The 23,335-nt window shown below is 35.5% G+C and carries 17 protein-coding genes, 1 pseudogene and 1 other annotated feature; of the genes and pseudogenes, 15 read left to right on the forward strand and 3 right to left on the reverse strand.

Annotated features, from left to right (window positions below; translation table 11 throughout):
• The first annotated feature begins 39 nt into the window (after positions 1–39).
• The 3 genes from IGJ27_RS05670 to pheT all read left to right on the forward strand — a co-directional run bounded on the left by IGJ27_RS05670 (position 40) and on the right by pheT (position 4,145).
• Positions 40–381: a winged helix-turn-helix transcriptional regulator gene (locus tag IGJ27_RS05670; protein WP_010719304.1), complete on the forward strand. Its 342-nt coding sequence runs from the start codon at positions 40–42 to the stop codon at positions 379–381.
• Positions 382–423: 42 nt separating this feature from the next.
• Positions 424–627: a binding site (T-box leader), on the forward strand.
• A 48-nt stretch (positions 628–675) separates the two neighbouring features.
• Entirely contained in the window at positions 676–1,719 is a 1,044-nt protein-coding gene (pheS, locus tag IGJ27_RS05675; RefSeq protein WP_034699979.1) for a phenylalanine--tRNA ligase subunit alpha, read from the forward strand.
• A gap of 5 nt (positions 1,720–1,724) precedes the next feature.
• Positions 1,725–4,145, forward strand: coding sequence for a phenylalanine--tRNA ligase subunit beta (gene pheT, locus IGJ27_RS05680; RefSeq protein WP_081129003.1), 2,421 nt, complete (start codon positions 1,725–1,727; stop codon positions 4,143–4,145).
• Positions 4,146–4,208: 63 nt separating this feature from the next.
• Here the strand turns inward: pheT and trpS are convergent, their stop codons facing one another.
• Positions 4,209–5,219: a tryptophan--tRNA ligase gene (gene trpS, locus IGJ27_RS05685; protein ID WP_081129004.1), complete on the reverse strand. Its 1,011-nt coding sequence runs from the start codon at positions 5,217–5,219 to the stop codon at positions 4,209–4,211.
• Positions 5,220–5,469: 250 nt separating this feature from the next.
• Here trpS and IGJ27_RS05690 point away from each other — a divergent pair, with 250 nt between their 5' ends.
• The 7 genes from IGJ27_RS05690 (at position 5,470) to IGJ27_RS05720 (ending at position 13,373) form a co-directional block, all read left to right on the forward strand.
• A complete protein-coding gene (locus IGJ27_RS05690) occupies positions 5,470–6,207 on the forward strand; it encodes an amino acid ABC transporter ATP-binding protein (RefSeq protein WP_438791695.1) in 738 nt (245 codons plus the stop codon).
• A gap of 13 nt (positions 6,208–6,220) precedes the next feature.
• Positions 6,221–7,036: a transporter substrate-binding domain-containing protein gene (locus IGJ27_RS05695; protein ID WP_010719299.1), complete on the forward strand. Its 816-nt coding sequence runs from the start codon at positions 6,221–6,223 to the stop codon at positions 7,034–7,036.
• Positions 7,037–7,048: 12 nt separating this feature from the next.
• A complete protein-coding gene (locus IGJ27_RS05700; RefSeq protein ID WP_010719298.1) occupies positions 7,049–7,696 on the forward strand; it encodes an amino acid ABC transporter permease in 648 nt (215 codons plus the stop codon).
• A gap of 15 nt (positions 7,697–7,711) precedes the next feature.
• Positions 7,712–8,368, forward strand: a complete 657-nt coding sequence (locus IGJ27_RS05705; RefSeq protein WP_010737486.1) for an amino acid ABC transporter permease — start codon at positions 7,712–7,714, stop codon at positions 8,366–8,368.
• Between the two features lie 299 nt (positions 8,369–8,667).
• Entirely contained in the window at positions 8,668–8,877 is a 210-nt protein-coding gene (locus IGJ27_RS05710) for a hypothetical protein (protein WP_010737487.1), read from the forward strand.
• A 513-nt stretch (positions 8,878–9,390) separates the two neighbouring features.
• Positions 9,391–10,290 carry a hypothetical protein gene (locus tag IGJ27_RS05715; RefSeq protein ID WP_053766352.1) on the forward strand — a complete coding sequence of 300 codons (900 nt, stop codon included), beginning with the start codon at positions 9,391–9,393 and terminating at the stop codon, positions 10,288–10,290.
• A 365-nt stretch (positions 10,291–10,655) separates the two neighbouring features.
• Entirely contained in the window at positions 10,656–13,373 is a 2,718-nt protein-coding gene (locus IGJ27_RS05720; RefSeq protein WP_256733976.1) for a hypothetical protein, read from the forward strand.
• 386 nt (positions 13,374–13,759) lie between these two features.
• On the opposite strand, the pseudogene IGJ27_RS05725 reads toward IGJ27_RS05720, so the two are convergent.
• Positions 13,760–14,310 (reverse strand): annotated as a pseudogene (locus IGJ27_RS05725) (transposase); the annotation flags it as partial.
• A 618-nt stretch (positions 14,311–14,928) separates the two neighbouring features.
• Here IGJ27_RS05725 and IGJ27_RS05730 point away from each other — a divergent pair.
• A complete protein-coding gene (locus tag IGJ27_RS05730; RefSeq protein WP_178306001.1) occupies positions 14,929–15,729 on the forward strand; it encodes a hypothetical protein in 801 nt (266 codons plus the stop codon).
• A gap of 190 nt (positions 15,730–15,919) precedes the next feature.
• Here the strand turns inward: IGJ27_RS05730 and IGJ27_RS05735 are convergent, their stop codons facing one another.
• Positions 15,920–16,471, reverse strand: coding sequence for a DUF6580 family putative transport protein (locus IGJ27_RS05735; protein WP_178306000.1), 552 nt, complete (start codon positions 16,469–16,471; stop codon positions 15,920–15,922).
• 143 nt (positions 16,472–16,614) lie between these two features.
• Between IGJ27_RS05735 and IGJ27_RS05740 the strand changes: the two genes are divergently transcribed.
• The 4 genes from IGJ27_RS05740 to IGJ27_RS05755 all read left to right on the forward strand — a co-directional run bounded on the left by IGJ27_RS05740 (position 16,615) and on the right by IGJ27_RS05755 (position 23,254).
• Positions 16,615–19,113, forward strand: coding sequence for a vitamin B12-dependent ribonucleotide reductase (locus tag IGJ27_RS05740; protein WP_438791696.1), 2,499 nt, complete (start codon positions 16,615–16,617; stop codon positions 19,111–19,113).
• Positions 19,114–19,135: 22 nt separating this feature from the next.
• Positions 19,136–19,699, forward strand: a complete 564-nt coding sequence (locus IGJ27_RS05745; protein WP_063627055.1) for a cob(I)yrinic acid a,c-diamide adenosyltransferase — start codon at positions 19,136–19,138, stop codon at positions 19,697–19,699.
• Positions 19,700–19,809: 110 nt separating this feature from the next.
• Positions 19,810–20,208, forward strand: coding sequence for a DUF4430 domain-containing protein (locus IGJ27_RS05750; RefSeq protein ID WP_373191448.1), 399 nt, complete (start codon positions 19,810–19,812; stop codon positions 20,206–20,208).
• A 604-nt stretch (positions 20,209–20,812) separates the two neighbouring features.
• Positions 20,813–23,254, forward strand: a complete 2,442-nt coding sequence (locus IGJ27_RS05755) for a hypothetical protein (protein ID WP_256733975.1) — start codon at positions 20,813–20,815, stop codon at positions 23,252–23,254.
• The last annotated feature ends 81 nt before the right edge of the window (positions 23,255–23,335 follow it).

Here is a 23,335-nt window from a genome sequence, read left to right on the forward strand (position 1 = left end):
TAAGTAATATGCTATACTCTTAGCAAAGAGGTGAGTAAAATGGAGCTAACACAGACAGAGTTCACTTTATGTCCTAAATTTGAAAAGACCTTTTCGATTTTAGGTAAAAAATGGAATGGGCTGATTATTGATGTATTGCTTGAAAATGGTCCGCAACGCTTTGTTGATCTCGCAGCTAAAATACCTATGGTGAGTGATCGGGTTTTAGTTGAACGATTAAAAGAACTTGAAAAAGAAAAAATCATCGCCAGAAACTTCTCATGTAAAGAGTCCAGCCGTTCAGAATATATGTTAACTGAAAAAGGAGCGGATCTTCAAAAGGCCATTGTTCAGTTACAGGTTTGGAGTGAAAAATGGGTGACAGAAGAAGAATGCAGTTGATTTTGGAAGTGAAATCTTGTAAACTGGCATTAGATGAATAGCTAAAGAACGTTGACGAAAAAGAGTAGTTTGGCTAAACCAGTCCAGGGAGATCTGTCATAGACTGTAAGCAGATCCTGAGTTTGAAAAATGAAGTTCACTTTCTGAGTTCGTCTGATTTATTCAGACCGGCAAATGTCGTTAAAAAAGTAAGTGTACGGTTTTGACCGTAAATTAGGATGGTAACGCGAAGACCTCGTTCCTTTGTAGGAATGAGGTCTTTTTTGTATTTGAATTTGAAGGAGGAAATAGGGAATGTCTCTACAAGCCCAATTAGAAAGCTTGAAAGAAGCCACAATCGTTAAAATAGCGACAGCACACGATTTAAAAGAATTAAATCAAATTCGTGTAGAAACTTTAGGAAAAAAAGGACCAATCACCGAAGTTTTACGGGGAATGAAGGATCTAAGTCCTGAAGAACGTCCGAAAGTTGGTAGTTTTGCCAATGAGATTCGTGATCTGTTGACAGCAGAAATTGAACGTAAAAAGCAAGCGTTAGAAGAAGCGGCACTTGCAACAGCTTTAAGCAAAGAAACAATTGATGTGACCTTGCCAGGACGTCAAGTCAAACAAGGAAACCGCCACATCTTGACACAAATCATGGAAGAAATCGAAGACATCTTTGTCGGAATGGGCTACCAAATTGTTGAAGGGTATGAGGTGGAGTCTGATCATTATAATTTTGAGCGAATGAACTTACCAAAAGACCACCCAGCTCGTGATATGCAAGATACTTTTTATATTTCAGAAGAGATCTTGATTCGTACGCATACCTCACCAGTACAAGCACGTACGATGGAAAAACATGACTTTTCAAAAGGTGCACTTCGAATGATCTCACCTGGGAAAGTATTCCGTCGTGATACAGATGATGCTACTCATAGTCACCAATTCCATCAAATCGAAGGATTAGTGATCGATGAAAATATTACGATGGGTGACTTAAAAGGCACGTTAGAAGTCGTAATGAAAAAGATGTTTGGTGAAGAACGTGAAATTCGACTACGTCCTAGTTATTTCCCATTTACTGAACCTTCTGTTGAAGTGGATGTCAGCTGTTTCAAATGTGGTGGTGCTGGCTGTAATGTCTGCAAGCACACCGGTTGGATTGAAATCTTAGGAGCTGGGATGGTTCATCCAAATGTATTGAAAATGTCAGGTATCGATCCGGAAAAATACTCTGGTTTTGCTTTTGGCCTTGGCCCAGATCGAGTAGCAATGCTACGTTACGGTGTCAATGATATTCGTAATTTCTATCAAAATGACTTGCGTTTCTTAAGTCAGTTCAAAGGGGAGTAAAAAGCATGTTAGTTTCTTATAAATGGTTAAATAAATATCTTGATTTGTCAGCAGTTACGCCAAAAGAACTAGCTGATAAAATGTCAGTGACTGGGATCGAAGTGGAAGGAATCACGGTTCCTGAAGAAGGCTTAAAAAAAATCGTAGTCGGCGAAGTCAAGGAATGTGTGCCACATCCTGATTCCGATCATTTATCGATTTGCCAAGTGGATATCGGTGAAGAAGAACTTTCACAGATCGTTTGTGGCGCGCCTAACGTGAAGGCAGGGATCAAAGTCATCGTTGCTTTACCTAATTCACGGATCGCAGGGAATGTAAAAATCAAAAAAGGGAAAATGCGTGGTCAAGTTTCTAATGGGATGATTTGTGCCTTACAAGAAATTGGCTATCCAGATAGTGTCGTTTCCAAAGAATATGCTGAAGGAATCTACTATCTTCCACAAGAGGCAGTCAATGGAGAGCCCGTCTTTTCTTATTTAGACATGGACGATTCAATTATCGAGTTATCGATTACACCGAATCGCGCAGATGCTTTATCTATGCGAGGAGTAGCATATGAAGTGGGGGCGATTTATCGTCAAACACCTCATTTTGCAGAGGAAGAATTAGTAGAAGCAGCACGTCCGGCAAAAGACAAAATCAAGGTGACAGTCGAAGATCCAGAAGCTGTGCCTGCTTATCAAATTCGAATCATTGAAGGCGTAAAAATCCAATCTAGTCCACAATGGTTACAAAATATCTTGATGAATGAAGGGATTCGACCAATCAACAACGTAGTAGATATCACAAACTACATCTTACTGTTGTTTGGGCAACCATTACATGCGTTTGATTATGATCGGCTAGGATCACAAGAAATCGTCGTCCGTCAGGCAAAAGCAACAGAAAAAATCGTTACGTTAGATGGCGAAACACGTGAGCTAACACCCGAAAATCTCGTGATCACTAATGGAGAACAACCAGTCGCTTTAGCAGGTGTGATGGGCGGCTTGGATTCTGAAATCACTGAGACAACGACTACGGTTGCTCTAGAAGCAGCTTTGTTTGATCCAATTTCGATCCGTCGAACAGCGAAACAATTCAATTTAAGAAGTGAATCTTCTGCTCGTTTTGAAAAAGGAATCAATCAAGCAACAGTCGCTGAAGCATGTGACGTTGCTGCTGCAATGATCGTTTCGTTAGCAGGCGGTGAGGTTCTTCAAGGTGCGGTTGCTGGTTCGACTTATCAAGTAGAAGACGTAACAGTAACGATCACCCTCTCACGAATCAATCATTATCTAGGAACTGACTTAACAGTTAAGGAAGTAAATGAGATTTTTGAAGCACTTGGCTTTGGCTGTCAAAGTGAAGGGGAAACGTTCACCGTTACTGTTCCTCCTCGTCGCTGGGATATCAAGATTGAAGCGGATATTATTGAAGAAGTCGCTCGTATCTATGGTTATGATCGCTTGCCTTCCACATTACCAAGTGGAGAGACTGTTGCAGGAAGTTTGACCCAAGAGCAAGCAACAACACGCAAGATCCGTACATTACTTGAAGACAGTGGTTTACATGAAGCCATCAGCTATGCTTTGACAACGGAAGAAAAATCTCGTCAATTTACAATCAAAGATTCCTTAGTTACACGTCTTGATTGGCCAATGAGCGAAGACCGTTCTGTCTTACGAATGAACTTGATCAGTGGGTTACTGGATAATGTGAACTATAACGTAGCTAGAAAAAATAGTGATGTCGCTTTTTATGAAGTTGGAAGAGTCTTCTATCAAGAAAACGATCCATTGACTCATTTGCCGCAGGAAGTGAAACATGTTGCTCTTGCATTGACAGGTACTTGGCAGGATAAAAGTTGGCAAACTCAAGCAGAAGTAGTTGACTTCTATACGATCAAAGGTCTTTTAGAAAACTTGTTTGAACAATTAGGAATAGCAACAGAAATTTCTTATCAAGCGACTGATAGTTTGAAAGACATGCATCCAGGAAGAACAGCGGAAATCTATTTAGGTGAAACAGTGATTGGATTTGTTGGACAGGTTCATCCGAATACAGCTAAAGAATACGATGTTCCAGAAACCTATGTTGCAGAATTTGACTTGAGCTCAGTGATCGAAGCTGCTCAAAAAGGGATGACTTTCCATGCGGTGACAAAATTCCCTTCCGTTTCTCGTGACATTGCAATGTTAGTTGCAGAAACAGTAACCAATCAAGAAATCGTAACGGTTATCCAGTCTGCTGCAGGTAAGTTCTTAACAGACATCCAATTGTTTGATGTGTATCAAGGGAAAAATATCGAGGAAGGACATAAGTCAATGGCTTACAGTCTGACATTCGAGAATCCTGAAGCAACAATGACAGATGAAGAAATTAACCGATCAATGACTAAGATCGAAAAAGCACTAAGTGAAACAGTTGGTGCAAATATTCGTTAAACTGTAAAAAAAGACGCCCTCACAAAGAATGAGGACGTCTTTTTTTATTCATTAACAAGCCAATCAGTTAAAATAATTGATTCCCATTGCAGTTTTGACTTCTGCTAGAGTTTGAGCAGCGACTTTCGCAGCAGCGTCACTACCGTCTCTTAGGATCGCCATCACAGCGGCTGGATCTTTCGCTAATTCTTCTCTTCTAGCACGAATTGGAGCAAACTCTTCTTCCAAAACATCAATCAAATAGCGTTTGATTTTTACATCACCTAGACCACCACGACGATAATGAGCTTTCATTTCTTCAATTGCGCTTTTATCTTTTCCAAACACATCAAGATAAGTGAATACCATATTGCCTTCGACTTGACCTGGATCTTCCACGTGGATGTGATTTGGGTCTGTGTACATACTCATTACTTTTTTCTTGACCACATCAGCAGGATCAGAAATATAGATGCCATTACCCAATGACTTGCTCATTTTTCCATTCCCATCGATGCCAGGCAAACGGCCCATTCCTTTTGGTGGGAAAACGCCTTTTGGTTCCACTAAGACGTCGCCATACGTGTGGTTGAAACTTTGAACTATTTCTTGCGTTTGTTCAAGCATTGGTTTTTGATCTTCACCAACAGGAACTAAATTCGCTTTGAAAGCTGTGATATCAGCAGCTTGCGATACAGGATAAATAAAGAATCCAGTTGGGACACCTTCACCAAATTTTTTCTGTTCGATTTCTGTTTTAACTGTAGGATTACGACGGACACGCCCGACGCTGACTAGGTTTAAATAGTACATAGTCAATTCAGCTAATTCTGGTATTTGCGATTGGATAAAAAGCGTTGATTTCGTAGGATCTAATCCAACAGCTAAATAGTCTAAAGCAACTTCAAGTACATTTGAAGAAACCTTCTCAGGGTTTTTAGCGTTATCGGTTAGGGCTTGCATATCTGCAATCATTACAAAAAGTTGATTGTTTTCATCTTTTTGCATTTCTACCCGTGTTTTGAGTGATCCTACATAATGCCCTAAATGTAACTTGCCAGTCGGGCGATCACCTGTTAGAATAATATTTTTCAAAAAAAACACCTCTTTACGATTTGTAAGACTAAGCACTTAATATCTTACCGTTTTTTGGAGGAAGAAACAACCGTTCTAAATCAAAAGACGAACAAAATGCAGAAAAATAGCAGATGTAAGAAGCAAAGGAGAAAAATAACGAAAGAAAGTTTCAAAGAAACTTTACAAAATACGTAAGTTTCAGATATAATATGTTCTATTATATATCTTTAAATGTTTTCTTACTAAATAATAATGGGAGTGTAATGATATGGCAATGATTAAATTTGATAACGTGGAAAAATACTACGGCAAATTCCATGCTTTGAAAAACATAAACCTCGAGTTTGAGAAAGGGGAAGTCGTCGTTGTCATTGGTCCTTCAGGTTCAGGTAAAAGTACAATGTTACGATGTATCAATGGATTAGAAACGATCTCTTCTGGAAGATTGTTAATCAATGATATCGACCTTCAGGACAAAAAAACAAAATTGACTGAAGTCAGAAAAAATGTTGGAATGGTTTTTCAGCATTTTAATCTATATCCTAATAAAACCGTTTTAGAAAACATTACACTTGCACCGATTAAAGTATTAAAGCAAGATCAAGCAAGTGCAGTGAAAAACGCGGAAAAATTCTTAGAAAAAGTCAACATGCTCGACAAAAAAGATTCTTATCCATCTATGTTATCTGGAGGACAACAACAGCGTGTGGCAATTGCCAGAGGTTTGGCGATGAATCCGGAAATGCTGCTATTTGACGAGCCTACATCTGCTTTAGATCCGGAAATGATCGGGGATGTACTTGATGTAATGAAAAAATTAGCTCGTGATGAGATGTCAATGATCGTCGTGACCCATGAAATGGGATTTGCAAAAGAAGTAGCAGATCGGGTTATTTTCATGGCGGATGGCCAAGTATTGGAAGATAGCCGCAATGTAAAAGACTTCTTTGAGAACCCTAAAGAACCTCGGGCACAACAATTTATTAGTAAAGTAATCAATCATTGATAGGAGGAATAAAATGCGTAAGAAAACAATGATTCGTTTGCTTTTCCTTTTGGGTCTGGTCTTTTTGATATTAGCAGGCTGCAAAGGAAAAAGTGTCGCTGAAGAAAATATTCTGGAACGAAGTAAGCAAAACAACACCATAACGTGGGGTGTAAAATACGATACTCGCTTATTTGGGATGATGGATATCAAAAGTAGTACGGTTCAAGGATTTGATATCGATATCGCTAAAGCGATTACGCAAGAGATTCTTGGAAAAGATGGGAAAGCAGAATTTGTGGAAGTTACCTCTAAAACACGGATTCCGCTATTAAAAAATGGAAATATTGATGCGATTATTGCGACAATGACCATTACAGATGAACGAAAAAAGCAAGTTGATTTTTCTGATGTTTATTTTGATGCCGGACAATCTTTATTAGTCAAAAAAGGAAGCCCGATTAAAAGCGTAGATGACTTAAATGCTGAAACAACTGTGCTCGCAGTCAAAGGATCAACTTCTGCAGTAAATATCCGAGAACATGCTCCAGATGCAAAAATTCTTGAACTAGAAAACTATGCCGAAGCGTTTACTGCTTTACAATCGGGGCAAGGAGATGCTATGACGACCGATAATGCCATTTTGTTGGGAATGGCTGACGAGAACCCTGACTATACTTTAGCAGGTGGGACGTTTACCAATGAACCTTATGGAATTGCGATCAATAAAGGACAAACAGAATTTTTGGATGCCGTAAATCAAGCGTTAAAAGAACTCATTGCTAACGGCACATATGATCAGATTTACCAAAAATGGTTCCCAGATACCACCCAAGGAAAAGTGAATTAAGGAGGGGAAAGAATGGCTGAGTTGCTGCAAACATATGGATCAACCTTCTTAGAAGGGTTTAAAATCACTATCTATTCAAGTGTGTTAGCTTTATTATTTAGTTTGATTATTGGAACACTGATGGCAATTTTTCAATTGTCAACGAACAAAGTGATCAGTGGACTAGCTAAAGCGTACGTGGAATTTTTTCGAAATATCCCATTGTTGATTATTGTGATGTTCTTTTATGTCGTCCTTCCGATCTATTGGATTAGTTTTGACGGCTTTCAAGCAGGGACGATCGGTTTGACGATCTATACTTCGGCATTTATTGCAGAAACCGTTCGTTCAGGGATTCAAACAGTGCCAAAAGGGCAAACAGAAGCGGGTTTATCAGCTGGTTTGACCTATGCGCAAACGATGCGGTTTATTATTTTGCCGCAGGCTTTCAAGATCGTCGTACCACCATTAGGAAACCAATTCATTAATCTAGTCAAAAATTCATCGATTTTAGCTATCGTTGCTGGGTTAGATTTAATGTATCAAGGGGACTTAATTGCCAGTGAAACTTTCAACACTTTTGATACCTATATCATCGTGGGTCTTTTTTACTTAGTAATTACATTACCTTTGTCTTACTTGATGACATATTTAGAGAAAAAATGGGCAGTTCGTTCATAGGAAGGGGAGAACAAAATGGATTTTAGTGGTGCTTTTTCATGGATGAATATCCGCTTCTTATTAGAAGGATTAAAAGTGACTGTGGAGGTTTCATTATTTTCAATCATCTTTAGTTTTTTGATTGGCGGGATTTGTGGTGTGGTTCGTTTTGCCAATATACCTTATCTTTCAAAAATACTAGGAATACTAATTGATATTATCAGAAATCTTCCATTGTTATTGATCATTTTCTTTACGTATTTTGCCTTACCACAAATCGGTATCCAAATGAATATTTTTTGGTCAGCCGTAGCAGCATTGACGATTTTTGAATCGGCTATGTTATCAGAAATTTTTCGAGCAGGGTTGAATGCCGTTCCTAAAGGACAAATGGAGGCTGGTCTTTCCACAGGATTGTCTTATGTAGAAACGATGAGAATCGTCGTTTTACCCCAAGCATTTAAATCAATGATCCCAGCAATCGTGAGTCAGCTGATTTCATTGATCAAGGATACATCATTAGCAGTGATCATTTCCTTACCTGAATTGACTCACCAAGCACGAATTGTTTACGGCCAAAATACCAATTATGTATTGCCAATGTTTGTGGCAATGACATTGATGTATTTTGCTGTCTGCTATGCTTTATCCTTACTTTCTTCCTATTTAGAAAAAAGAAAGTACAGCTATTAGTCAAAAACTTAGCATGCTCGTTGTTCAATGAAAATTGTTCAGCGAGTATTTTTATTTGATTCGTCAATGTAAAACTTAGATCGTTTTTCTCTTCAACGATATTGTGAGAGAAAGTAGTCGTAGACAAAGATCAGCTTAAAAACATAGCTTACAGTTTTGTTCGTTCAGGTCATTTAAAAATATGGACTGTCTTGACAGTAGGAAGTATACTAAGTGTCGTTAGGTAAACGTATTGAAATGAGAGGATGCCTAACAGAGTTTGTGGTAACTATAATGGATAGAGAAAGAGATGTTGTTAGATGGAAGAGATTATAAATGCTTTTCAAGCAAACCCGATATTTTCTACGGGATGTATTATTTTTATCATAGGTGTGTTAATTTTTTGTTTTGGAAGAAAATTATTTTTCGTTCGTTGGCTATTGGGAGATACCAGTATGTTCGGACAACTATTTTGGGGACTGATTTTATCAGGTATCGGACTAGCAATCATTGTCTATTATCGAATGTAATTGACTAATTGTATACGAATGATCCATTGCTTGCGACAAACAGGAAATGGTAAAAAGAAAGAAGTTTCTGTAAGATTTTCTAGAAATATAGTACATTTTTTGTGTAAGGGTTCGTTTATTTAGGAAAATGTCAAAAATGAATGAACAAATTGGTCGGTTAGAAAACCAACTGTTCTGAACGACTGCTAAAGCAAAAAAGGGGAGCTTGCGTGAAGTAGAAGTACGATGTTCTAGTGGTCGATAGATCATTCAATCAACAATTTGTGACAAACAGAAGTGGATAAATTAAGAATCTTCAATTTTAATCTAGTATAGGCAGTCATCATCCATTCTCTATAAGTGGGTGATGACTGCTTTTTGACAGAATGGTTATCGGATAGTAACTCGAAAAACAACATGTTTAGTGATATCAGATGCCAAAAAATTCTTTCTGCAGAAATAAAAGTTACTTAGATACTCCTTTTTTCTGATAGTTTAACAAGGTAGTATATAACTTTTAAAGGAGAGAATAACATGCCAAATGATAAACAAAAAATAGCAGTAATACGGACAGGAAGTCAATATGCTATTGCTCTTCAACTAATCAAGGATCATAAGCTTGTGAGGGGAGAAGCTAATAGTTCGGAAAAGTTAGCAACATTAGGTAAAATTCTTTCTAACTATAAGAGAGAGTCTGCAGAAGGGATTATCTTTTATCTTCCGCTTCTTCCAGAAGAGAAAAAACTGTTACGACAAAGGAACATCCAAATGAATAGTGATGATAGAATAGTAGTGGATGATAAAAATAAAACCTTTTATATTAACTACCTTAATCAAAAGTATGATTTAAGCAAAAAAGCAGTTTTGTCGAAAGAAACAAAACATGCACTAATTCAAGACCTTGATAAATTCTATTTCGATTCTTTGGACCTTAACAGGTTTACTTCCTTTATTTATGATTTAGATGTGATCGCTAGAAGAGATGTTCAGACACTCTTAAAGAAGCAAACGCCCAAGATAGAAAAATCAATAAAAAAGGCTAGAGAAGATTTAGCGGTTGATCAAGTGAAAGAAAGATTTAAGATGAACAGACACTATACTGAAATTCCTCCAACACTAATGGTACAATTTCAAGACGAGTTGAAAAAATCTGAATACATAAGCAAAAAGAGGCAAAAAATAGAAATTGAGAAATTAAAAAATGAATATAAGTCTCCAAGTAAACCAAATGAAAGACAGGAATATTTCAAGATGAGTGTAAAAGAATTTCTTGAAAAAGGAAGCTCCGAACAAAGAAGCCTTAATAAAAGAAAACGTGAGCAAGGAAAATCCGAGCAAGGAAGACTTACGAAAAAAAGAATTGAGCAATTAAAAACATCTGTACTACCAAAGTCACAGGCATATCTAAACAAAAAGGATCAATTTCAAAGATAGTGATCAATAAACTCTAAGAATAATTACATAGTTTATGAGCTCGGGTCGTTAATCAGAAAAAATTGGATGAACGACCCGATTTTTATAGCTAAATCAAAAATAGGATTAAAGAATCAATGAAATATTATGAAAGGAACTGTTATGTATAGGACTACTCAAATACAATTTTTTGATGCATAATTCTTTGAAAATACTATACTTGACCTTGTATTCTCAGAAATTAAAAGTAATAACCTAGAATTTTAATCAATTAAATGGTATTAAATTGCAAAATTTTCTTTTCTTGGAAATAAAAGTTTTCTTATGTATTCTTTTTTCTGATAAATTGATGAAGCAGTACATAAAATTTTAAAGGAGAGAATAACATGCCAAACATGGAACAGAAAAAAGAAACAAATCAAAAAATTGCAAATAATGAAAGCAAACGACCTCGAAATACTTTGTATAATCATGCTACTATAGCTTTTCAACTAATCGAAGAGTGTAAGCTTGAGGAGGGTGAACCTGTTAGTTCGGAAACATTAGCAGCAATAGGTGAATTTCTTTCTGAACTTAAAGATGATGTAGCAGAAGGGGTCATCCAACGACTTCCACTTCATCCAGATGAGAGCAAACTCATACAACCAAACAACCTAATAGAGACCCAAAATACAATAGAAGTAACTAGCCAAAATAAAACTTTTTATATTGACTACCTTAAGACAAGGCATAAGATTCACTCAGATACACGTTTGCCGAAGGAAACAAAAGATGCACTAATTGGAGACCTTAATAAATTTAAGTTTAATCCCTTGACTCCTGATACGTGTATAGCATTTATTCATGATCTAAAAATAAACGCTGAACAGGACGTTAAGGAACTTATAGGAAATCAAACGTCAAGAGTGGAAAAATTAATTGAAGAAAGAAAAGAAAATGAAGCGGTTAAGCAAGCGATAGCAAGTTTTATGAAGAATAGACACTTTACTAAACTTAACCCCACCATATTAAAGCAATTCATAGATGAGTTGGAGAATAGACCAATAATAAGCCGAGAGAGACGAGAAAAAGAAATTGAGAAGTTTAAGAGTGAATATAACTATGATGAAAAAGAATATTTTAAGGTAAAAGCAACAGATCAAGTTTCATTAAGTGAAAGACTAAATAATTCAGATTTAAAACCAAAAACTCTACTAAACCAAAATGTACAACAAAAGACTCCACCACCGATTCCACCAAAACCAAAAGTATCTGTTCAAAGTAATTCAATAAATGCTACGGCACAGGATAAGCTAGTATCCATGTTGGCTGAATCAACAAAAAGACATTATCAACTTTCAAAGAATCAACCGACAGCTCCAGAAAAACTACATACAATAGCAAATGAAGTGGTGGATTTAGACCTTAATATAGACCAGAAACAAGAGCTTATAAGTACGCTTCCTATGTCAAAAGCAGATAGAGACAAACTTCGGAATATATTCCAAAGTAATGCAATAAATGATAAGGCAGTATCCCTGATGATTAAAACAATAAAAAACGATTATCAACTTTCAAAGAGTCAATTTACAGCTCCAAAGGTTTTACATGAAATAGCCGTTACCATTGAGAATAGTGTACTTGATCAAAATTATATGAAAAAAGTTCCTGAAGCTCTTGGCATGAGAAGAGAAGATGAAAAAACACTTCGAGATATGATCAGCGAAAGCCTGAAACAGCAACCCAATAAATTACAAGAAAATAAGACAGACACTAAAATAAATGGGAAGACTATAGATCAAGTACAGACTGAAAACATGATATTGTTATGTGAGGCAATGGACACAGCATTGGGACTTAAAGCGAACAAAAAGGTAGACCCAGAAATGCTATCTATGATGGCCGAATTTATTGTTAACAGTAGCCTTGATAAAGTCTCTCAACGCAATGTAGTTGATGTGATTTTTATTACTAAAGAAGATAAAAAGGACCTTATCAAAATAATGAAAGAAAAAACAGCGTTGCTGAACAGGGCGTATGGAACTTCACAAGAACCAGCTAAAACAAACCTAAACTCAACAAATCAAGTTTCATTGAGTGAAAGACTAAATAATTCAGATTTAAAACCAAAAACTCTACTAAACCAAAATGTACAACAAAAGACTCCACCACCGATTCCACCAAAACCAAAAGTATCTGTTCAAAGTAATTCAATAAATGCTACGGCACAGGATAAGCTAGTATCCATGTTGGCTGAATCAGCAAAAAGACATTATCAACTTTCAAAGAATCAACCGACAGCTCCAGAAAAACTACATACAATAGCAAATGAAGTGGTGGATTTAGACCTTAATATAGACCAGAAGCAAGAGCTTATAAGTACGCTTCCTATGTCAAAATCAGATAGAGACAAACTTCGGAATATATTCCAAAGTAATGCAATAAATGATAAGGCAGTACCCCTAGTGGTTAAAATAATAAAAGACGATTATCAACTTTCAAAGAGTCAATTTACAGCTCCAAAGGTTTTACATCAAATAGCCATTACCATTGAGAATAGTGTACTTGATCCAAATTATATGAAAAAAGTTCCTGAAGCTCTTGGCATGAGAAGAGAAGATGAAAAAACACTTCGAGATATGATCAGCGAAAGCCTGAAACAGCAACCCAAAAAATTACAAGAAAATAAGGCAGACACTAAAATAAATGGGAAGACTATAGATCAAGTGCAGACTGAAAACATGATATTGTTATCTGATGCAATGAACGCAGCATTGGGACTTAAAGCGAACAAAAAGGTAGACCCGGAAACGCTATCTATGATGGCCGAATTTATTGTTAACAGTAGCCTTGATAAACTCTCTCAACGCAATTTAGTTGAGGAGATTTTGATTACTAAAGAAGATAAAAAGGACCTTATCAAAATAATGAAAGAAAAAACAGCGTTGCTGAACAGGGCGCACGGAACTTCACAAGAACCAGCTAAAACAAACCTAAACTCAACAAATCAAGTTTCATTGAGTGGAAGACTAAATAATTCAGATTTAAAACCAAAAACTCTACTAGACCAAAATGTACAACAAAATAATCATTTACCTAAAAAGTCAGATGAATTTAGTCGATGAACAATAATTGCTGGCTCTTTATCAAATGATGTTGGTAAAGAGAAATCTTAGAATAATTTGGACGAGATTGGGACAATAATACTTTTCAAAAAGAAAATCAGGCTGATTTTTCTTATTTTAGACACTTTTTCCTGCATTCTGCTTTGAAATAGCACCAATTATTATTTAAAGGCAACATCCGTTTCTGGAATATATTATTGTTCTACATCTAGTGGTAAAGTTGTTTGATTGATGGTATAATTTTTAAACATAAAAGCATGCTCCTTTTTGATTGGGTTGGGTTACTTTAATCTCACAAGGTTGCGTGCTTTTTGTGTACCTTAAAATCAAAAAAATGGGGCAATAATCAGATTTTTTTTCTGACTATTGTCCCAGTTCAGTTCTTTTTATTTGGTTAAAATAGTTTTATCGTGTCGAATTGTGATCCGTCGTTTGAAATTATAAAAATTTCGAAAACAATAAGTATTGTGTTTTAATACTTTAATATGGTTGTTTAAACATTCTAGTGGTCCGTTTGAATAACTGTAGCGGAGGACATTTTGGATCTGTGGCAGAAACTTTCTAAATGTTCGCAAAGTTATCGCATAAGTTTCAGGTAACTGGCTGACTTCTCTGGATAAACAGTCCTCAAATAGTGAATGATCTCTTTTCTTTACTCATAAAGAACATCTTGGTATAACTGATAGCCTTGTCGTAGATCGGGACAAGTAGCTAACAATCGGTCGACAATCTCACTTTCAGTTAAGTAATCTTTGAAACTGGAACACCAAACCCGTTTTTCATAGTTCAACTTTGCTTCTTCTTTTTGTAGGAGTTTCCAATAACGTTTCATTTTTCTACCAAGCCCACGTTGGTATTGAGAAGTACTTTTAAGTCGTGCATTGGTTTCCTTCACTCGGTGGTTTAAAAAAGTTCTTCCTATATGTTGAATAATGTGGACACTCTTCGGGCGTGTATTGAAGAGTACCTTTGTAAATCAAGCAAAATTTCTCTTTATATCTTTCTTTGGTTTAACAATTTACCTCAAAATAGATAGTTAGGTCTAGAATATTTAGGGGATCTTTGATAAGCTGAGTACAAGACATCTTGAATTATCCTATGAATTGGTTCGTCAAATTAATTCTAAAGGATTTCAGGGTGTCTTTTCTATGTTTTTACATCATGAAAAAGATGTTGGTAAATTTCACCAACATCAAAAAATATAGAGCCCAAATTACATAGTATATGAGCTCGGGTCGTTAATCAGAAAAAATTGGATGAACGACCCGATTTTTATAGCTAAATCAAAAATAGGATTAAAGAATCAATGAAATATTATGAAAGGAACTGTTATGTATAGGACTACTCAAATACAATTTTTTGATGCATAATTCTTTGAAAATACTATACTTGACCTTGTACTCTCAGAAACTAAAAGTAGTAACCTAGAATTTTAATCAATTAAATGGTATTAAATTACAAAAATTTCTTTTCCCGGAAATAAAAGTTTTTTATGTATTCTTTTTTTCTGATAAATTGATGAAGCAGTATATAAAATTTTAAAGGAGAAGATAATATGCCAAACAAGGAACAGGAAAAGACAAAAACTATTCAACAGGAACCAACTGAATTAAATCCGAGTACAACTAAAGAAAAAGAGAATAGTCCATTCATAAGTAAAAAGAGAGCAAAAGAATTGAAGAAGTTTGAGAGTAAAGTTAGGAAAAAAGAGGATAAAGCGGTTAAACAAGTGATAAAAAAAGTTATGAAGGATGCAGACAGGATTCAAGATCATTCCCAAATATTTAAGTATCTCACATATGAATTTAAGAATAGTCCATTCATAAGTAAAGAGAGAGCAGAAGAAGAATTGAAGAAGTTATATAGAAAAAAAGAGGATAAAGCGGTTAAACAAGAGATAAAAACAGTTATGAAGGATGCAGACAGGACTCAAGATCATTCCCAAATATTTAAGTATCTCACATATGGATTTGAGCATAATCCATTCATAAGTAAAGAGAGAGCAGAAGAAGAATTGAAGAAATTTAAGGGTAAAAATAGAAAAAAAGAGGATAAAGCGGTTGAGCGAGCGATAAAAACAGTTGTGAATAATAGAGACATTACTGGAAGTAGTGTATTGAGGTATCTTAAAAATGAGTTGACAAAAAGTCCATCCATAAGCCGACAGAGAGTAGAAGAAGAAATGGGGAAGTATGAGGGAGGGAATAATGTTAGAAATAGTTCTGAAGTTCCAGTGAACAAAGGTAGAGGAGAAGATCTTAAAGAAAAATTAAATAGAGTATCTAAAGAAGAAAACTCATCCCCAGAAAGAGCATCTGTATCTCAAGATCTACAGCATAACCCGTTACATAGATAACAATCAATAAACTCTAAAAATGATTACATGATAAATGAGTGTGGGATATTAATCAGAAAAAATTTGATTAATATCCCACTTTTTATGGCTAAATGAAAACTGGGACAGAAGAATCACTTCTGATTCTATACCCTAAAAAAATTAGACAAAAATAATCAGAGGGCTGATAAAATAAGGATTCTCACGTCATTTATTTTTTATATCTGTCATCAAGCATCTTACTGTATAGCGGAAATAGTATTCGTTGGAATACGGGAAAGAGAATCAAATAAAAAAAGAAATTACCTATACCATGAGCGAGATCAAAAGGAAGTCCTTGAAAATAGTAAGCCCAAAAAGAGGGAAGTTGATAGATGAAAGTTTCAATTCGTGAAACAATCAAACCGTAAATTAATCCACAAATAAAACTCAAAATTGCTTGAATAGTCACATGCTTAGCGACTATAGGTAACTGATTCATCCAATGAAAAAACAAAACAATCCCGCTGAAGGCGAGCATTTGACTGATTGTCCAAGTCCCTAATCCTAAATATAGATTAGTGATGAATAAGCTCAATATGGAGACGATTAAAGCATCTGTTAAAGAACCAAATGCCGCAAGTAGTAAAAGAATGGCTGTCATAGGTTGAATATTTGGTAACCAAGCAAAAAAAAGTCTGCCTACGACACAGGCAGCAATTAATAATGACAAATAAGCAAATTTGTGAATCGTAAAGTAAGGTTTTTGTTTAAATGTGTTCATCTTTTGAGGCTGCTCCTTCACTGATAATAGTTCTCATTATATCATAAATTTTTTTTATTACAAGATTGAAAAACACATGATGTAGTGTGATAATAATTAACAGACACTATATATAGTGTTTTTTATGATAAGGTGGCGATGGAATGGGAATTTATTCAAAAAAATATATAGAAAAACTTAATCAGGATATACGGAATTATCCAGAGGTCAAACCTATTGATCCACCAATGAAACTGACATTTGAAGGGATTTCACGCTTGGTCATGTTGGATCGATATACTTACAAAGATCCACATAATCAGACGTTAACCATAGGTGATCTAGTCGTCTTGACGGTACATGCGGATCCACAATACCCGGCTCGTGGAATTGGAACGATCATTCAGCACTCTGGAGACGATTTAACGATCGAAGTGGAAGAGGAATTTCGCTCCTCTTTGACTGATCCTGAAGAAATAGCTCGTGGATTCGTTAAAAGAAACAAAAGTGAAGTTGAAAAACCTTTAGAGCTGTATTATGAACAAATTGCTGCTCGAGTTGCTTTCGGAATTAGTCAAGTCGAGGGCGATAGAAAAGCTGAATTTTTTGAAGATTTTTACAAACAATTGACTGAACAAAATTTGATTCCTGCAGGAAGGGTGTTATATGGTGCTGGTACGCAATCAGAAGTCACATACTTTAATTGTTTTGTCATGCCATTTATTCAAGATTCTCGTTCTGGTTTAGCAAAACACCGAGAAGAAGTCATGGAAATCATGAGTCGTGGTGGTGGAGTAGGAACGAATGGCTCAACCTTGAGACCAAAATCAGCTGTCGTACATGGCGTAAATGGAAAATCTTCTGGTGCTGTTTCTTGGCTCAATGATTTAGCTAATCTCACTCATTTAGTCGAACAAGGAGGAAGTCGCAGAGGGGCGCAAATGATCATGCTCAATGATTGGCACCCAGATATTTTTGAATTTATTATTTCAAAAATCCAGAATCCATTGATCTTGCAACAGTTGATAACTACAAGTAAAAACCCGCTAATCAAACAGTTGGCAAGTGAGAAACTAGCTTTTTCTCCTTTAACTCAAGAAGAAAGGGAGCTATTTGAAGTCTTGCTTAAGGAAGAGGGGCTTTTGCAATTTGCAGAACAAACTTTCATCAAAGAGGCTAAGCAAAAATTAAAAATGGGTGGAAGTTATAGTGTCAAAGATCCTGACTTCTTAACAGGGGCGAATATTTCAATCTGTCTGACAAAGGAATTCATGGCAGCTGTCGCACAAGATAAGACCTATGATTTGCGTTTTCCTGCTATTGACGAGTATACAGAAATAGAAATGGCTGATTATGATCAACATTGGGCTGAAATCGGTGATGTTCGTGAGTGGGAAGCGACAGGACGTAAAGTGAAAGTTCATCAAACAATTCGAGCCAGAGAGCTTTGGGAATTGATCACTTACTGTGCTACTTATTCTGCGGAACCAGGGATCTTTTTTATTGATAACGCCAATGAGATGACTAATGCTGCTGCCTATGGACAAAAAGTCGTTGCAACAAATCCTTGTGGAGAACAGCCATTGACACCGTATGCGGTATGTAATCTTGCGGCTATCAATTTAGCGAATATGGTAGATGAGCACCAAGAAATCGATTTTCAAAAAGTTGCAGAAGTGGTTAGAACCAGTGTACGTTTCCAAGATAATGTTATTGATGCGACCCCTTATTTTTTTGACAAGAATGAGCAACAAGCAAAAGGGGAACGTCGTATTGGTTTAGGGGTGATGGGCTTAGCCGACTTATTGATCTATTGTGGCAAAACGTATGGCTCTAAAGAAGGAAATGCGTTAGTCAATCAATTGTTTGAAACGATTGCCGTTACAGCTTATCAAACGTCGATCGAATTGGCAAAAGAAAAAGGAAGTTTTCCTTATTTAGTTGGTAAGAACGAAGAAGAAACACGACAATTACGTGAGCGTTTTATCCATTCTGGGTATATGAAAAAGATGCCAGAACATATTAGGCAAAGTGTCTTAACTTATGGAATCCGTAATTCACACTTATTAACCGTTGCACCAACTGGCTCGACAGGTACGATGACTGGTGTTTCCACGGGATTGGAACCTTATTTCTCTTTTTCCTACTTTAGAAGCGGTCGCTTAGGAAAATTCATTGAAGTACACGCTGAAATCGTTGACGAATATCTAGCGAAACATCCAGAGGCAGATGCCTCAGAGTTACCGGAATACTTTGTCTCAGCAATGGAGCTTTCACCAGAAGCTCACGTGGATGTCCAATGTACGATCCAACGATGGGTTGATAGTTCCATTTCCAAAACAGTCAACGCACCTAAGGGATATCGTGTTAAAGAAGTAGCTGATATTTACGAACGACTTTATCAAGGTGGGGCAAAAGGCGGTACGGTATATGTTGACGGTAGCCGAGATTCACAAGTCCTGACTTTATCAGCGGAAGAAAATAGTTTTACCGATGAGCTAGTAACATCAGAGGTACACCCAGATGTTTTGCTAACAGAAGCTTCAAACGACTCAGCAACGAGTGAAGAGCGCTGTCCGATTTGTCATGAAGGTACAATTGAAGAAATCGGAGGTTGCAGTACTTGCACCCATTGTAAAGTACAACTAAAGTGTGGATTATAAGGTTAAAAAGGAGCATGGTACCATGAAAATCTATACTAAAAGTGGTGATGCTGGGATGACTAGTATTATCGGAGGGCAACGGCTAGCTAAGTCAGCTTCTCGTGTTAGAGCTTATGGAAGTGTGGATGAAATCAATTCTTGGGTAGGAACGATCGTTGCAGAATTAGATCCTGATAAATTTGCGCTTTTGATCGAACAATTAATCCAACTTCAACGATTACTATTTGATATCGGAACAGATTTTGCCACACCAACGGAAGTCAAAGAACGGATCGTGACTAAAAAAGATTTGGAGAAAATGGAAGAAATGATTGATTTTTATCAAGAAAAACTACCGGTGATCGACAAATTTATCTTGCCTGGTGGACATCCAGTAGCAGGGCATTTCCATCTTGCCCGAACAGTGACCCGAAGAGCGGAACGTGAAATCACTCAATTGATTTTGGAAGAAACAGAAACGAATCAAATGAGTTATAAACTTATTAATCGGTTATCGGATCTCTTTTTTGTCTTGGCACGTTATGTCAATGTGGTTTATCATATTAAAGAACCATTCTATGAGCGAGCTGGGAAAGTATTCCATTAATTATTATCAGACCTTACTGTTTGAATTAAAATCTAACTGTCTAAGAATCATATCTATAATGTTTAAAGTGATAACTTAAGTTAATTCTTTTTACAAATTAATAAATAGGAGTGTTTTTTTTGAAGAAATTTATAGTATTATTAGCTGCTTTATCAAGTATGATCGTTATGACTGGTTGTCAATCACCTACCACGACAGAACAATCAAGCGCTCAATCACAAGCCACTACAAAAAAAGTGACCATCACTTTGCAAGAAGAGGGAAAAGAACTATCGGCAAAAAACGTTACTTACCAACCAAATCAGACCTTGTTGGAATTACTAAAAAAACAGTTTTCAGTGAAAGAAGACAATGGTTTTGTGACGGCAATTGAGGGGCATGCACAAGACAAAGATAAAGGATTATATTGGACGTTCACAATCAACGGCAAAATGGCGGAAAAAGGAGCAAATGATATTAAATTATCACCTAACGATCAGATAGTGTTCAATTTAGCAACATTCAAGTAAGAGTGTAACAGTTCAAAAATTAACTTGAGCGTGCGGTCAAAGTATTCGTATGAACAAGCTGAAAAAACGAAAAGCAGTTATTCTGATTTTCGTTTTTTTTTTTGATTAGTTTTAATATCTGTTAAAAAAAGGTTTTTGGTCAATAAGAACTGATAAGTTGCGCAAAATTAAATCTGGGTCAGAATGTACCTCATGCTATCTCAGCTTTTTTGTTCTTTCACATTGTCTCATAAATTGATCAAAAAGCTTCTAATTTTCATGTTGATATTGATTTGAATTTGCAGGCTACATGTTCTTCTGTTTTTATAAAGTAATACTATTTTTGCAAATCACCGCACGTGGATGCCAAATATTCAAAAAATTATTTTTAAAGAAATAGTTAGGTATAGCAGTACCTAAATAAAATTCTGTTGATGTAGAATCCTTTGAGAATACTATTTATGACCAAATATTCCCAGAGATTAAAAACGATAATCTAGATTTTGAATAAATGCAATAGTATTAAATCCCAAGAATTTCTTTGTTTAGAAATAAAAGTTTTTGATGTCCTTTTTTTTCTGATAAATTTATAAAGCGTATATAAAATCTCAAAGGAGAAAACAGCATGTCAGACAAGGAACAGAATATAAATAAAAACAATGAAGAGAAAGTTAGCATACAGTCCCAAGATCAGCGTGGTTTTTTTTATAGACTATTCAATAAGTATAAATTTACGAAAAAGAAACGTACTGATCTGGAAACATCAGCAGCATTGGATAAAGATCTTTCTAAAGATTATCAAGCTTCAACTGAAGAAATTCCCTCCTATCTAAAATCTCTTCTAGAAGAGAAAAATCTGTTAAAACAAAGAAATATAGAAATAAATAGTAATAATAGAACCTTTTTTATTAACTATCTTAATGAAAAACATAGACTTAATTCAAACATGCCTTTGTCGGAAGAAACGAAAGCTGCACTAATTGAAGACCTTGATAAATTCTATTATATTCCTTTAAAAACTAGTACGTGTCATAACTTTATTTTCGATCTGAATATAACTAGAAGGGAATTAACTAGGCTTAAAGATGATCAATTTCTAAAGGTGAATGAATTAATAGCGCAGCTAACAGATGATGCTACTATAGCTATTACAAATAAATACCAACTTTTAGAGAACCACACTGTCTCCGAAGAAAAACTAGAGGCAATAGCAAATGAGGTCATGGATTTAAATCTTGATGAGGAAATGAAAAGGGCGGTTATAGCTAAACTTGAACTATTAAAAGAAGATCGAGCCACTCTTCGGAAAATATACAGAAAAAAACAAGACACATTGAAAACACAGGAAAGTAAGACAGATGCTAATTTAAAAGAGATTACAAAAGATGACGATGAAATATTATTTTATCAGCAAGTAGATGATGCAGCTATAGCTATCATAAATAAATATCAGCTATCTATCCCCGAAAATAAACTAAAGGCAATAGCAGATGAGATAATGGATTTAAATCTTAGTGGGGAACAAAAAGAGGAGGTTATTTTCCAACTTGGACTACAAACAGAAGATAGTGCCACTCTTTGGAAAATATACAAAATAAATTTGATGAAAGCAGGACAGTTATTTTATCAGCAAGCAAACAATGCTGCTATTCATGCTATTATAGCTATTATCAATAAATATCAGCTTTCAGAGAACCAATCTGTCCCTGAAGAGAAACTAAAGGCAATAGCAAAGGAAATTATGGATTTAAATCTTAGTGAAGAATACAAAAGAGAGGTTATTTTCGAGCTTAAAATATCAGAAGAAGATCGAGCCACTCTTCAAACAATATATAGAGAAAGACAAGACTTTTTAACAGCGCAAGAAAGTAAGACAGATGCTAAATTAGATGAGAACACAAAAGGTGAAGATAAAGTATCATTTTATCAGCAAATAGGTGATGCAGTTATAGGCATTATAAATAAATTTCAACTATTTGTCTCCGAAGAGGAGTTAAGGAAAATAGCAAAAGAGATTTTAAATTTAAAATTAAGCGAGGAACAGAAGAAAGAGGTTATTATCTATCTTGGAATACAAAGAGAATATAAAGATGTTCTTCTGGAAATATTTAAAGAATTACAGAGATGGCCAACACCACCCCAAAGTAAGTTAGAAGTTATAATAAGAGGGGCTAAAGCATTACAGTTATTTAATCAGCTAGTACATGATTCAGTTACTTATATTACAAATAAATATGAACTTTCAGAAGATCAAGCTACTCATCATAGGAAACTAAAGGCAATAGCAAAAGAGATTATAGATTTAAACCTTAGTGATGAACAAAAAAGAGAGGTTATTAAGGGTCTTGAAATACCAGAAGCTGATAGAGAAGCTTTTTGGAGAATATACAGAAAACTTGAGATATTGCCAAAAATAAAAGAAAGTAAGACAGACTCTAGAGTGAATGGGCGGACACAAGATGGGTATAGTGACGATAGGGCACAATTGATTCATAAAAATAAGAAGCAAATTGTCAGAAGAAATTTTTCCGAAGCAGCACCATTTTTTTTTAAGGGAATAAATGATGCTACTATAGCTATTACAAATAAATATCAACTTTCGAATGACCGACCTACCTTCCGAGATAAACTAGAGAAAATGGTAAATGAGATTATAGATTTAAATCTTAGTGAGCAACAAAAAAGGGTGGTTATTAGAGTACTTGAAATATCAAAAGAGGATAGAGTCGCTCTTAAGACAATGTACAGAGAAAGACAAGACTTGTTAAAAATACAAAAAAATAAGACAGACGATGAAGTGTTCTTTTATCATGGAGTAGATGATGCAACTCTAACTATTATAACCAACTATCAACTTTCAGAGGACCAACCTAATCCCCCAAAAAAACTAGATGCAATAGCAAATGAGATTTTGAATTTAAATCTTAATAAGCAACAGAAAAGAGAGGTCATTTTCGAACTTGAAATACCAGAAATAGATAGAGATAAACTTAATGAATTAATAAATAAAAAAACAACGTTGCTAAACCAGGTAGAAACTTTACAAGAATCAGCTAAAGAAAAGTGAGGATAATCTAGGATCGGAACCACCGATATCGCTAAAACCAAATGCATCAAAAGGTAATCCTTTAAAAAGAGTAAACAGTCT

This window comes from Enterococcus sp. DIV1726a, assembly GCF_051710985.1.
GTDB classification, from domain to species: Bacteria; Bacillota; Bacilli; order Lactobacillales; family Enterococcaceae; genus Enterococcus_B; species Enterococcus_B hirae.